Origin of the sequence: Microbacterium sp. A8/3-1 (assembly GCF_040267695.1) — a bacterium.
GTDB lineage: Bacteria > Actinomycetota > Actinomycetes > Actinomycetales > Microbacteriaceae > Microbacterium > Microbacterium luteolum.
Genome location: NZ_CP158357.1, coordinates 3,286,642 through 3,299,498, shown reverse-complemented (window position 1 = coordinate 3,299,498; position 12,857 = coordinate 3,286,642). Strand labels below are relative to the sequence as shown.

At 68.9% G+C, this 12,857-nt stretch carries 15 protein-coding genes; 8 read left to right on the top strand and 7 right to left on the bottom strand.

Annotated elements, in window-relative coordinates:
• The first annotated feature begins 17 nt into the window (after positions 1–17).
• Entirely contained in the window at positions 18–1,118 is a 1,101-nt protein-coding gene (locus tag ABS642_RS16180; RefSeq protein WP_350350909.1) for a serine hydrolase domain-containing protein, read from the top strand.
• A 91-nt stretch (positions 1,119–1,209) separates the two neighbouring features.
• Here ABS642_RS16180 and ABS642_RS16175 read toward each other — a convergent pair whose 3' ends face one another.
• Positions 1,210–2,538, bottom strand: a complete 1,329-nt coding sequence (locus tag ABS642_RS16175; protein WP_350350908.1) for an alpha-L-fucosidase — start codon at positions 2,536–2,538, stop codon at positions 1,210–1,212.
• 85 nt (positions 2,539–2,623) lie between these two features.
• On the opposite strand from ABS642_RS16175, the gene ABS642_RS16170 reads away from it, so the two are divergent.
• Genes ABS642_RS16170 through ABS642_RS16140 form a run of 7 tightly spaced genes read left to right on the top strand, consistent with a single transcriptional unit; the run spans position 2,624 to position 9,993 of the window.
• Positions 2,624–3,967, top strand: coding sequence for an alpha-L-fucosidase (locus tag ABS642_RS16170; RefSeq protein ID WP_350350907.1), 1,344 nt, complete (start codon positions 2,624–2,626; stop codon positions 3,965–3,967).
• A gap of 60 nt (positions 3,968–4,027) precedes the next feature.
• On the top strand, positions 4,028–5,281 hold the full coding sequence (locus ABS642_RS16165) for a sugar ABC transporter substrate-binding protein (protein ID WP_350350906.1): 1,254 nt from the start codon (positions 4,028–4,030) through the stop codon (positions 5,279–5,281).
• 13 nt (positions 5,282–5,294) lie between these two features.
• A complete protein-coding gene (locus tag ABS642_RS16160; RefSeq protein ID WP_350350905.1) occupies positions 5,295–6,257 on the top strand; it encodes a sugar ABC transporter permease in 963 nt (320 codons plus the stop codon).
• Positions 6,250–7,116 (top strand): carbohydrate ABC transporter permease, encoded by an 867-nt coding sequence (locus tag ABS642_RS16155; protein ID WP_350350904.1) that lies wholly within the window; start codon positions 6,250–6,252, stop codon positions 7,114–7,116. Before ABS642_RS16160 ends, ABS642_RS16155 begins: the two co-directional genes overlap by 8 nt.
• Positions 7,116–8,240, top strand: a complete 1,125-nt coding sequence (locus ABS642_RS16150; protein WP_350350903.1) for a mandelate racemase/muconate lactonizing enzyme family protein — start codon at positions 7,116–7,118, stop codon at positions 8,238–8,240. Before ABS642_RS16155 ends, ABS642_RS16150 begins: the two co-directional genes overlap by 1 nt.
• Positions 8,240–9,268 carry an aldo/keto reductase gene (locus tag ABS642_RS16145; protein WP_350350902.1) on the top strand — a complete coding sequence of 343 codons (1,029 nt, stop codon included), beginning with the start codon at positions 8,240–8,242 and terminating at the stop codon, positions 9,266–9,268. Before ABS642_RS16150 ends, ABS642_RS16145 begins: the two co-directional genes overlap by 1 nt.
• A gap of 5 nt (positions 9,269–9,273) precedes the next feature.
• Entirely contained in the window at positions 9,274–9,993 is a 720-nt protein-coding gene (locus ABS642_RS16140) for a GntR family transcriptional regulator (RefSeq protein ID WP_350350901.1), read from the top strand.
• Between the two features lie 71 nt (positions 9,994–10,064).
• On the opposite strand, the gene ABS642_RS16135 is transcribed toward ABS642_RS16140, so the two are convergent.
• The 6 genes from ABS642_RS16135 to ABS642_RS16110 form a co-directional block, all read right to left on the bottom strand.
• Positions 10,065–10,238, bottom strand: a complete 174-nt coding sequence (locus ABS642_RS16135) for a CsbD family protein (RefSeq protein WP_282215551.1) — start codon at positions 10,236–10,238, stop codon at positions 10,065–10,067.
• A gap of 111 nt (positions 10,239–10,349) precedes the next feature.
• On the bottom strand, positions 10,350–10,964 hold the full coding sequence (locus ABS642_RS16130; protein WP_350350900.1) for a hypothetical protein: 615 nt from the start codon (positions 10,962–10,964) through the stop codon (positions 10,350–10,352).
• Positions 10,961–11,545: a DUF6286 domain-containing protein gene (locus ABS642_RS16125; RefSeq protein WP_350350899.1), complete on the bottom strand. Its 585-nt coding sequence runs from the start codon at positions 11,543–11,545 to the stop codon at positions 10,961–10,963. The genes ABS642_RS16130 and ABS642_RS16125 overlap by 4 nt, the downstream gene beginning before the upstream one ends.
• Entirely contained in the window at positions 11,542–11,853 is a 312-nt protein-coding gene (locus tag ABS642_RS16120; RefSeq protein WP_350350898.1) for a hypothetical protein, read from the bottom strand. The genes ABS642_RS16125 and ABS642_RS16120 overlap by 4 nt, the downstream gene beginning before the upstream one ends.
• Before the next feature lie 84 nt (positions 11,854–11,937).
• Positions 11,938–12,126 (bottom strand): DUF2273 domain-containing protein, encoded by a 189-nt coding sequence (locus ABS642_RS16115; protein ID WP_116633630.1) that lies wholly within the window; start codon positions 12,124–12,126, stop codon positions 11,938–11,940.
• Entirely contained in the window at positions 12,123–12,644 is a 522-nt protein-coding gene (locus tag ABS642_RS16110; RefSeq protein WP_282215547.1) for an Asp23/Gls24 family envelope stress response protein, read from the bottom strand. Before ABS642_RS16110 ends, ABS642_RS16115 begins: the two co-directional genes overlap by 4 nt.
• Positions 12,645–12,857 lie beyond the last annotated feature (213 nt).

Sequence of the window (12,857 nt, the reverse complement as noted above, 5' to 3'; positions counted from 1 at the left end):
CGTGTTCAATGGTGGGCATGACGAATCCTCTGCTTCCGATTCTCGAAGACCATGTCTCGCGCGGAACGGCGCCGGGGATCATCGCCGTTCGCGGTCGGCCCGACGGACCGGACGAGGTCGTCACGGCGGGCGATCTGCCGGCGGATGCGATCGTGCGGATCCAGTCGATGACCAAGCCGATCGTGACGGTGGCGGCGTTGCGGCTCGTGCAGGACGGACGGCTCGGTCTCGATGATCCGGTCGCACGGTGGCTGCCGGAGCTTGCGGATCGTCAGGTGCTGCGCACTCCGACGTCCTCACTCGATGACGTCGAGCCCGCCGAGTCGCCGATCACAGTGCGGGATCTGCTGACGAACATGTCGGGGTACGGCATGATGACAGCGCCGTGCCCGTTGCAGGATGCGATGATCGCCAACCGGACCCAGGCCGGACAGGAACCCGTCGCCCTCGGTGCGCAGGAATGGTTGGATGCCCTCGCCGACCTGCCGCTCGCCTTCCAGCCCGGGACCGGATGGCGCTACCACCACTCCTTCGGGATCCTCGGCATCCTGCTCTCCCGCGTGGTCGAGGGATCGCTCGAAGATCACCTGCGGACGGACCTGTTCGAGCCGCTCGGCATGGTCGACACCGGGTACACCGTGCCCATCGCGCAGGCGCATCGGCTGCCCGCCGCGTATCGCCACGACGAGTCCGGCACCTTGGTGGAGATCGAACCCGCCGCAGGCGGGTTCTCCGTCGCCCCGGCCCCGTTCGACCTCAGCCATTCGGAGCTCGTGTCGACGGCATCCGACTACGCCGCGTTCGCACGGATGCTGGCAGCCGGCGGCATCCACGACGGGAAGATCGTCCTCGATGCGGAGCTTCTCGACCTGATGCGCACGAATCAGGTGCCGGCCGCGGCAAAGGCGGAGGACAGCTTCTTCCCCGGGTTCTGGAACGGCACCGGCTGGGGCTTCGGCGTCGCCGTCGTCACGGAGGGCGAGCACGCCGGACGCTACGGCTGGTCCGGCGGCCAGGGCACCGACTTCCACATCGACCCGGACGGCACCTTCCAGATCGTGCTCACCCAGGTCGAGATGGGCGAGGCGATCATGGAGCTGTTCGCAGACACTGTTTGACGAAGACGGGGTCGCTCACGCGACAGCGCCGGCCTCCCACCGCGGCGACGGCAGATGGATCAGCACCAGCCCGCCCGCGGGAGGCCTCTCGTCAGATCCGCGGCCGGAAGGAGATCGCGATCGGCGTCGCCGCATCCTCCGTCTCGACCAGGATGGCACCGTCGACACGCATCGCGCTCACCGGCGACTCGCCGATCCTGGCCGTCGCCTCGTCGACCACGCCGTCCGGGTCCGGCAGCCGGATGCGCCCCCGCTGATCGGTCACCGCGTGGATCTCCTCTCCGGAGCGGGTCCATCGCAGCCAGGGCTCGTCCGACGGCTGCAGACGCTCTTCGGGGTGCGCACCGAACACGGCATGGCCGTATCGGCTGTTCCACTCCCCGATCCCCTCGAGCGTCCGCCGCTGCAGGTCGGGTATGCGACCGGATGCTTCGAGTCCGATGTTGAGCAGGAGGTTGCCGCCGCGCGAGACGACGTCGACCAGCAGCCGCACGGCGTCGTCGGCCGAGAGCAGGTGCTCACTCGTCTCGTTGCGGTTGTGCCCGAAGGAGAGTCCGATGCCCCGGCAGTTCTCCCATGCCTCCCCCACCTCGACAGCCGTGCCGTGCACGTACTCGCTGGTGCGGAAGTCCCAGTGCGACTCGCCCCAGCGGTCGTTGACGACGCCGTCGGGCACGGCGTCGTAGAACGCACGGAATGCATGTGCGAGGCTCTTCGGCCCCGGTTCGATGCCCGCAGCAGGCCAGCGGATGTCGCCCCACAGGACATCGGGGCTGTACCGCTCGATCAGGTCGATCACGTGGTCGTGCGCGTACTCGGCGTAGGCGAGATCGTCCGGGGCCGGATCGTCATCGTGCTCGATGGGCGGCAGATCGGAGAAGTGCCAGTCGAGGCCGCCGGAGTAGTAGACCCCGAAGCGGAGACCCGCGGCGCGCGTCGCCTCGGCGAAGGCGCCGATCAGGTCCCGCTGCGGGCCGCGCGCGACCGTGTTGCGCCCATCGGTGCCCGGCGCATCCCAGAGCGTCACGCCGTCGTGGTGCTTCGTGGTCGGGATGAAGTACCCGGCGCCCGTCGCCGCGACCACGGCCAGCACCTCGTCGGGGTCGAACTCCTCGGCCTTCCACTCGTCGAGAAAGCGGTCGTACGGCGCACCGCCGTGCACGGTCTGCTGATGCTCGTGCGCCGGCGAACCCTCGATGCGGATCGTGTTCGCGTACCACTCCGCATAGGGATTGTGCGCGAACCATCTCTCCCGCGGCACCGCTCCGAGCTCCCCCGTCGGCTCCGCCCACGCAGGAACGGAGTACGGCCCCCAGTGCACGAAGATCCCGAGCGCCGCGCCGCGGAACCACTCCGGCAGCGGACGCTCGAACCCGCGGTACGCCTCTGGCCTCACAGCATCCGGTTTGAACATCGCCATTTCGGCACCTTCCCTCACACCCTTGTGGATCGGATCGTCTATCACGTATCCTATAGGAAATCCGACCCTCAAAGGAGAGAGTCTCATGACCGACGCATCGTTCCTCCGTACGACCGAGCGAATCCCCGGCGGTGAATGGTTCAGCGGCGCGGGCTTCGGCATCTTCGTGCACTGGGACCAGGCCTCGCAGCAGGGCATCGAGATCTCCTGGCCGCTGGTCGGGCGCTCGATCATCCCCGGCGTGGACACCGTCGACGAGGTCACCGTCGCGGGCTACCAGGCGACGGCTCCGACGTTCAACCCCACCGAATGGGATGCTGCCGACCTCGCCCGACGCGTCAAGGAGGCCGGCGCGACCTATGTCGTCTTCACCGCCCGCCACCACGCCGGCTACAACATGTTCTTCACGGAGCAGTCCGACTTCGGCGTCGAGCACGGCCCGTTCGGCCGCGACATCACCCGCGAGTTCGTCGACGCCGTGCGCGCCGAGGGGATGAAGGTCGGCATCTACTACAGCCTCCCCGACTGGAACCACCCGGACTACCCCGCGTTCCGCGACGACGACCTGCCCTACAAGCTCGAGCACTGGCCGGCCGCCGGCCTCGCCGAGTTCGCCGATACTCCTGGCGCGACGGACCGTCACCGCCGGTCCAGCCCCGAGGAGTGGTCCCGCTACCTCGACTACGTACGCGCCCAGCTGCGAGAGCTCCTCACGAACTACGGCACGATCGACCTGCTGTGGTTCGACGGCGACTGGGAGCGCTCGGCCGCCGAGTGGACCGCGCCGGGACTGCGCCGCCTCATCAAGGAGTTGCAGCCGGACGTCGTGATCAACGATCGCCTTCCCGGGCAAGGTGACTACCGCACTCCGGAGCAGGGCTTCCCGCTCACGGTGCCGACCGGCCCGTGGGAACTCTGCCTCACCATCGGCGACCAGTGGGCCTGGCGGAACGGCCCCGACAACGAGAAGTCGGCGCGCTCCCTGCTCGTGACCCTGATCGACGTCGTCGCCCGCGGCGGCAACCTTCTGCTCAACGTGGGGCCCGGGCCCGATGGCACGCTGCCCGCGATCGAGAACGAGCGCCTCCAGGAGTTCGCCGACTGGATGGCGGCGCACGCCGAATCGGTGATCGGCGTCGAGCCCACGCAGGGCGTCGACTTCCACGGCCCCAGCACGGCGCGCGAGGGCCGGGTGTACCTGCACCTCACCGCTCTCCCGGTCGACGAGGTCATCGTGCGCGGCCTGCCGGTACGGCGGATCACCCGCGTGCACCGCCTCGCCGACGGCCTCGAGCTGCAGCACGCCGCCAGCTTCGAGGTGCACGAGTCCTCCACAGCCGGCGACGACTCCGGCGAGCTGCGCATCGTCGCCCCGGCTCCCAGCGGCGCTCTGATCGACGTGATCGCCATCGACTTCTCCGACGACTGACCCGAGCAGCACCCACCCACCCCGCATCGAAAGCAGCATCCAATGAAGGAGGCAGTCAGTATGAATGCAGTCTCGAACCGGCGCGTGAAGCGCCTCATCCTCACCGGCGCGGCCGGTCTCACGGCCCTCACGCTCGCCGGCTGCGCCGGCGCCTCGGGCGGCGGAGGCGAGGCCGGCGGCCCGCTCGTGCTCTACACCTGGGCCGCGAGCGAAGGCGACCAGGCCCAGTGGGCCGACTTCATCGACGGCGCGAAGGCCGAGGACCCCGACCTCGACATCTCGGTCGAAGGGCCGAGCTTCGCCGATTACTGGACCAAGGTCAAGACACGCCTCTCCGGCTCCAATCCGCCCTGCCTGCTGACGACGCAGGCGGCGCGCGCCCAGGAGCTCGGCGACCTGCTCATGCCTCTCGACGACCTGATTGAGAAGAGCGGCTTCGACGTGGACAACATCGACGCCTCGATGCTCAGCGGCATGACGGTCGACGGCACGATCCGCGCGATCCCCTACGACGCCGAGCCGATCGTGCTCTTCTACAACGTCGAGGCGTTCCAGGCCGCCGGCCTCGACCTGCCCGGTACCGAGTACACCCGCGACCAGTTCATCTCCGACGCGAAGGCCCTCACCGACGGCGAGAAGAAGGGCCTCGCGCTCGCGCCGGGCGTCTTCATCCCGAACGCCTGGTCACTGGCCGACGGCGTGCCCGCCGTGACCGAAGACGGCGAGCTCGACCTCACCAACCCCGACTTCGTCGACCAGATGCAGAGCTTCTTCGACCTGGTCGCGGTCGAGGGCGTCGCGAAGGCGCCCGAGGCGGCCGACGGCTCCGAGGTGTCGCAGCAGGCGTTCACCAGCGGTGCGGTCCCGATGCTCATCGAGGGTCCGTGGATGTACGGCAGCTTCGCGGATGCCGCGGACTTCACCCTCGGCGTCAGCATCGTCCCCTCCACCAGCGGCGAAGCGGCGGCGATGACGGCCGGATCCGGATTCGGCATCGCCGCGAACTGCGAGCGCCCCGACGAGGCGTTCGCCGCGATCGAAGCCCTCACCTCGCTCGCTGTGCAGGAGAAGCAGGCCGAGGCCCGGGGCATCGTGCCGGCTCGCATCGAGGCGCTCCCGGCCTGGGCCGAGGGCAAGACGGACGGCGCTTCCGAGGTCGTCGAGGCCCTGCTCTCGAACGCGACCCCGCAGCGCACCACCACGACCTGGAACCAGGTCGAGACCCTGATGACCCAGTACGGCGTGCAGGGGTACCGCGGTGAGCTGACGGCCGAGGAGATCATGGAGACGATCCAGAACTCGGTCCAGGGCTGAGCGGATGGCGATCATGAGCGATCGGAGTGAGGCCCCGGCGTCCTCCATGATGCCCGCCGGGGCGGGGGTGCCGATCGGCACCCCTGCCCCGGCGGGGCCTCGGCTGCCGCGCCGACGCGGTCATGGATGGGTGGCGCTGGCCTTCCTCGCCCCCGGGATGATCGGATTCGTCCTGTTCATCCTGACCCCGCTGTTCGGGTCGGCATTCATCAGCCTGTTCGACTGGAAGCTGTTCGGCAGCCCCGAGTTCATCGGCATCGAGAACTACCTGAAGCTGTTCCGCGATCCGACCTTCTACACGGTGCTCGGCAACACGGTGATCTTCGCCGTCGTCTACACGGCGCTGAACCTCTTCGTCGCTCTCGTGATCTCGCTGTGGCTCGGCACCCGGATGAAGGCGGCCGGCGCCTGGCGCGTGGTCTTCTTCCTGCCGGTCATCACCCCGATGGTCGCGAACGCCCTCGTCTGGCGTCTGCTGCTCTCGCAGGACGGCCTGGTCAACTCGATGCTCGCCGCGGTCGGCATCGACGGCCCGAACTGGTTGTCCGATTCCGCCTGGGCGCTGCCCTCCGTGATCGCGATGTCGGTCTGGCAGTCGTTCGGCTACAACGTGATCGTGCTGTCGGCCGGTCTCAGCGCCATCCCGAAGGAGCTGCTGGAGGCGTCTCGCATCGACGGCACCAGTGCCTGGCAGCGCCTGCGGTACATCATCCTGCCGCTGCTCTCGCCGTCGCTGTTCTTCTGCTCGACGATGACGATGATCGGCGCCTTCCAGGTGTTCGTCCAGCCGCTGTTCCTCACGCAGGGCGGCCCGGGCGAGAGCACCAACACGTTCGTGCTGTACCTGTACCGCAACGGATTCGTCTTCGACCGACTCGGCTACGCCTCCGCCCTCGCGTGGATCCTGTTCGTCGTGGTGATGCTCATCACGGCCCTGCAGTTCGTCGGCCAGCGCAAGTGGGTGAACTATGAGTGAGATCCGAGTGAGCCTCCCCCGTCGAGCGCATCAGCGCCGTGCATCGGTCAAGGTATGGCTGAACACCGCAGGCATCGCGATCGTCGCGCTGATCTTCGCGTTCCCCTTCATCTGGATGTTTCTCACGGCACTCAAGCCCGAGAACGAGGTCTTCACGGCGACGCCGCAGATCTTCGGGTCCGAGATCCGCTGGGCGAACTTCGTCGAGGCGTGGACGGTCGTCCCGTTCGGGCGTTTCATCCTCAACGGCCTGTTCGTCGCGATCGCCGGCGCCGCGCTCTCGGTCGTGGTCGCTGTGCTGTCGGCCTACGCGTTCTCGCGGCTGCGCTTCAAGTTCCGCGACAAGCTGTTCCTGCTCTTCGTGCTCACGCTCGTGCTGCCCCAGGAAGTGCTCGTGGTGCCGCTGTTCATCATGATCAACAGCTGGGGCTGGAACGACAGCTACGGCGCCCTGATCATCCCGTTCGCCTTCACCGCGTTCGGCACGTTCCTGATGCGGCAGTTCTTCCTCACGATCCCGATCGAGTACGAGGAGGCAGCACTGATCGACGGGGCTTCGCGGTTCCGCACCCTGTGGTCGGTGCTGCTGCCGCAGCTCGTCGCGCCGCTGAGCGTGCTCGCGGTCTTCTCCTTCATCGGCTACTGGAACTCGTACCTCTGGCCGCTGATCATCATCAACACGCAGGACATGGCGACAGTGCCGCTCGGGCTCGGGATGTTCACCGGCCAGTTCGGCACGCAGTGGTCGCTGCTCATGGCGGCGTCGACGCTCGCCGTCATCCCCTCGCTGATCCTCGTGCTGCTGCTGCAACGGCAGCTCATCAAGGGGGTCACCCTGGGCGGACTCGGAGGACGATGATGAACACAGCACAGACCATGCCGGACGCCACGGCCGGCAGCCGCATCGTGCACGTCGAGGCACAGCTGTGCGACCTGCCGGTCGAGACGCAGCGCACCGATGCCCTGCAGACCTTCGTCAAGCAGGAGACGATCTTCGTGCGGCTCCGTACCGCCGACGGCACCGAGGGCGTGGGCTACAGCTACACGATCGGCACCGGCGGCGGGGCGGTGCTGAGCCTGCTGCGCGAGACACTGCTGCCGGCACTGCTCGGCCTCGAGGCCGAACGCCCGGAGGCCGTCTGGCTCGCCTTGTTCGGCATCACCCGCGCCACCACCGTCGGGCCGATCACCGCGCTCGCCCTCGCCGCGGTCGACACCGCGGTGTGGGATGCGAAGACCCGTCGTGCGGGCCTTCCGCTCTGGGTCGCGGCCGGCGGGGCATCGCCCTCGATCCCGATGTACGACACCGAGGGCGGCTGGCTGCACTTCGGCACCGACGAGCTCGTCGCCCACGCCCATGCCGCGAAGGAGCGCGGTATGGGCGGGGTCAAGATCAAGGTCGGGATGCCGCGCGGCCACCAGGACCTCGAGCGCTTGCGCGCCGTGCGCGACGCGGTCGGCCCCGGCATGGACATCATGGTCGACGCGAACCAGTCGTTCACCGTCTCGGAGGCCGTGCGCCGCGCCCGGCTGTTCGAGCAGGTCGACGTGTTCTGGTTCGAGGAGCCGCTGCCGGCGGAAGACATCGAGGGGCATCGGCAGCTCGCCCGCTCGACGTCGGTGCCGATCGCTGTCGGCGAGAGCATGTACTCGCTCGGTCATTTCCGCGAGCACCTGCAGCGTGGTGGCGCGTCGATCGTGCAGCCGGACGTGGCGCGGGTCGGCGGCATCACGCCGTGGCTCAAGATCGCGCACCTGGCCGAGTCGTTCAACGCCCCGGTCGCGCCGCACTTCCTCATGGAGCTGCACGTGTCGCTCGTGTGCGCGATCCCCAACGCCCTCTACCTCGAGCACATCCCGCAACTGCGGGCCGTGACGACGGATGAGCTGCGCATCGAGGACGGCCGCGGCTGGGCGCCGACAGCTCCGGGCATCGGCATCGCCTGGGACGCCACGGCCCTCGATCGTGTAAGCGTCGGATGATGACTCCCGACCCGGTCCCGATCGGTCGCGGCGGCCTGACCGCTCCACCCCTCGGGTACGGCGCCGCGTCGCTCGGGAACCTGTATCAGGCGCTCTCCGAGAACGAGTGGCCCGAGATCGTGCCGGCGGCGTGGGCCGGCGGCATCCGATATTTCGATGTCGCTCCGCACTACGGGCTGGGTCTCGCAGAACGGCGGCTGGGTGAGAGTCTGCGAGCGCTGCCTCGCGACGAGTACGTCGTCTCGACCAAGGTCGGGCGGCTGCTCGTGCCGCAGGATGCCGCAGGGCGCACCGATCACGAGAACCTGTTCGCCGTGCCGGCGGACCACCGGCGCGTGCGCGACTACTCGCGCGACGGCGTGCTGCGCTCGATCGAGAGCTCGCTCGAGCGGCTCGGCCTCGATCGCATCGACCTGGTACTCGTGCACGACCCCGACGAGCACGAGCGCGAGGCGCTCGACGGCGCCTTCCCCGCCCTGAGCGAGCTGCGCGACCAGGGCGTGATCACCTCGTTCGGCGCCGGAATGAACCAGAGCGCGATGCTCGCGCGCTTCGTTGCCGCGACCGATGCCGACGTGATGATGGTCGCCGGGCGCTGGACGCTGCTCGACCAGTCCGCGGCCGACGACCTGCTGCCGCTCGCGCTCGAGCGCGAGGTGTCGGTGATCTCGGCAGCGGTCTTCAACTCCGGCATCCTCGCGACCGACGCTCCGGGTGCGGGCGACACCTTCGACTACGGTCCCGCCGCCCGCGCCGTCGTGGAGCGGGCGCAGGCGATCGCTTCCGTCGCACACCGCCACGGCAGCACGCTGCCCGAGCTCGCGGTGCAGTTCCCGCTGACCCATCCGGCCGTCGCTGCGGTCGTGACCGGCGGCGCCAGCGCGGCGCAGGCGATCCGTAACAGCGGGCTCATCGACCGGCCGGTCGCGGACGCCGTCTGGGATGAGCTGCGCGATCGCGGCCTCGTCGGCCCTTCCCGCATGCACGCGCGGCGGCCGGGGGCGCGGGTGGGGCAACCCGTACGATGAGTCTCATGTTCAGCGACGACGTGGCTCGCAGCCCCCGGGCGCTCCCCGCGCGACGGGCCCTCGTCGACGACGTGTACGACGCCGTGCTCGCGCTCCTGATGGACCGCGCGATCGAGCCCGGCGCGCGCGTGAACATCGACGCCGTGGCCCGCGACCTCGATGTCTCGCCGACGCCCGTGCGGGAGGCGCTCGCCCGCCTGGAATCGGAAGGCCTCGTCGCGAAGCGCGCGTTGAAGGGCTACGTGGCGGCGCCGCTCCTCGACGCCGCCGGACTGCGCGATCTCTACGACATGCGCGAGCTCCTCGAACCGGAGGCTGCCCGACGCGCGTCCGCGAACCTCGACGACGCGACGGCCGCTGAGCTCTCGGAATCCGTCGGGCAGATGCGCACGGCATCCGCCCCCGACGATGACGAGCACTTCCAGAACTACCGGCGCTTCATCGAGGAAGACCTCCGCTTCCACCACCTGATCGCCGATCGGGCACTCAGCCCGCTCCTCACCGAGGCGATCGTGCGACTGCGCTCGCACATGCATCTCTACCGACTCAACTTCCGGCACGACTTCGAAGAAGACACGGTCAGCGAGCACGAGCAGATCCTCGACGCGCTGCGTCGACGTGATCCGGATGCCGCCGCGACGGCCATGCGGACGCACATCGAGAATTCCTACCAGCGCCTCGGCCCCATCCTCGCGCGTCGAGCCGAGACGCCGACCGACCACTGACAGACCGGGGCATCGACTTCGTGACCCGCTGAGAGAACGAGGGCCGCGACAAGAGGATGGGTCGCCCCTGATTACTTCTTGAAGGCGTCCTTGATGTTCTCGCCGGCCTGCTTCACGTCGGACTTGGCCTGGTCGGCCTTGCCCTCGGCGACGAGCTTGTCGTTGTCGGTCACGTTGCCGATCGCTTCCTTCGCCTTGCCGGCGATGTCCTGAGCGGCGTTCTTGATCTTGTCATCGAGTCCCATGGGGAGCTCCTCTCCTGTGGTGGTCATGACGTCGGGATGATCCCCCGACGCCTTATCGACGTGCCGCGCAGCGACCGACGATAAGTCTCTGGGTGGGTGCGAACCTCTCTGTCAGGAGAGTCGACGCTGGTCGTGCGCGAGGCGCGCACGCAGTCCGGTGTGGATCGACACGTAGGTCTCCGTCTCGCGTCCGGTCAGGGCGGCGAGGTTGGTGAGCAGGCGGTCGAGGTGATCGACGACCTCGCGGGGGTCGGTGTTCTGCCGCGGCGTCACGGCCACGTGCAGCACCGGACGGTGACGGATGTCGTTGGCCGTGACCTGCGTCGAGAGGATCTCGTCTCGTGTCGCCAGCGAGTTCTTCACGGCATCCGACACGAAGGACTCGGTGACCGTGACCCGACCGAGGGGATTCTGCGCACCCGACGAACGGAAGACGGTCTTCGAGCGGCGACCCGCGATGCTGGTCAGCGCCAGGATCAGCAGCACGACGACGACGAGGATCGCGGCGACGGCGCCGACGGCGATCCATGAGAGGTTCCCGCCCGCGATGGCGGACGCCGCGATCGCCTGGTCGAGCCAGGAGCGCGTGTCCTCTCCCGCCGACGACCAGATCTCGGTCGCGGTGGGCCAGCTCATGATGGCGATGCCGACCGCCCCGAGGCCGAGGAACAGCAGCCCGATGATCAGGAGCAGCGTGCGGTTGAGTGCGCGATTCGTGGTGTTCACAGCTCGTCCTCCTCGGCGTCGGGGCGGTCGATCCGTACCCGCGTGCGGACCCTCCGGGTCAGTCGGTACGTCTCCAGCTCGAGCTCGGCCGCCGACTGCACCATGCTCTTGTCGAGCGGGATGCCGGTGCCGGGGCGCACGGTGACGTCGACGCTGCGGTGTCCGACTCCGACGGTGATGTTCTCGCGTGCGAGTCCCGTCTCCTCCGACAGGTGCTGCGCCAGGGCGCTGGCGATCACGCCGTTGTCGACGACGACCGCACGGTCGCCCGCGTCGAGGGTGTGCTTCGACAGGCGCCCCGGGGTGACGGCAAGCCACACGAAGATCACGCCGAGGAGGGCGAGGACCGCGCTCCCGGCGATCACGAGGCCGGCCGGCTGAGCGGTCGGAAGGCCGATCAGCCATCCTCCTGCGGCGGCGGGACCCAGGAGGAGCGCGGGCTGGGCGGCGAGACTCAGCACGATCTCCAGCCCGATGTAGACGAGCGCCAGGATCAGCAGGATGACGGCGACGAAGGTCGCGACGGTGCGCGGCGAGTGCGTCTCGCGTCGGATGACGCGGCGCAGGACCGGGGTGCTCATCGCACTCGTCTCCTTTCGGGGATGGCGGCACCGGTGATGGTGAGGTTGATGCGGGTGACCTGACGGCCGAGGATGCCGGAGAGTCGCTGCTGCAGCTGCTCCTGCAGCTGACGTGCCCGGTCGAGCACCGGCGGGCTCTGGGAGATCGCGGCGGTGTCGTCGAGATCGGGCACGGGAAGCGGCGTCGCGATGCGGACGGCGATGCCTCCGGGGTGTTCGGCGACATCGACCTTCACGTCACCGCGGGGCACGCCGATCAGGGTTGCGGACGCCTGCTCGGTGACCGTGCGGTACACGCGCTCTCTCACGTCGATGCGGCCCGGGACGGAGTCCCCCTCCGGTGGCGACCCCCGCGGGGCCGCCACCGGGGGCGATGTGCTGGTCGACGCGCATCAGGAGGTGCGCCGCCCTGTGAAGGCGTCGGCGAGTCCGCGAACGTCGATCTTGCCGGAGGCGATCCGGCCGACGATCGCGCCGATGCCGGCGAACAGGGCCATGAGGAGGAATCCCCAGAACCCGAACAGCAGCGCCGCCAGAGCGAGGAGGGCGCCGATCAGGGCGCCGGTGACGGTGGGACTCATGAGACGCGCGACTCCTCGTTCTCCTGGTTGTCGGTTCCGGGCACGTGCACGTCGTTGACCTCGACGTTGACCTCGACGACCTCGAGGCCGACCAGTCGACTGATGGCTCCGGCGACGGCGGCGCGCACGTTGCCCGCGACCTCCTGGATGGGGGCGGGGTACTCGACGACGATGGTCAGGTCTGCGGCGGCCTGGGTCTCGCCGACCTCGACCTTGACGCCCTGGGCGAGGTCGGTCGCGTTGATCACGTCGCGGATCGCACCGAAAGCGCGTGCTCCGCCGCCGCCGAGCGCGAACACACCCGGGACCTCACGGGCGGCGATGCCGGCGACCTTGGCGACCACGCCGTCGGCGATGACCGTCTTGCCTGCGGCATCCGAGTCCGCGGGGATCCGCGACGTCGAGAAGCTCGAGGACCGGTCCACGCGGGAGGCGGAAGCGGGCTTCGACGCGGTCGCGGTCTGGGCCAGCTCCTTCTCGGCGGGAGCGGCGGGGGTGTTCTGGTCCTGGTTTGCCATGACGGGTCCTATCTCGATCTGAAGACCGGTCGCCCGCCCCTCTGGGGCTTCGACCGGGAGCGAGATCCTCGCTCACAGGTAAGACGCGCACACCCGTCGATTCGTCACGAAAAGGTTCTGAACCTTTCGACCCCCGTGCCGTTTCCTCGGATGCTGCGCTGGATCGACCCACGACTTGACACTGCACCGAGGTGCAGGCTCGACGATGAGGGC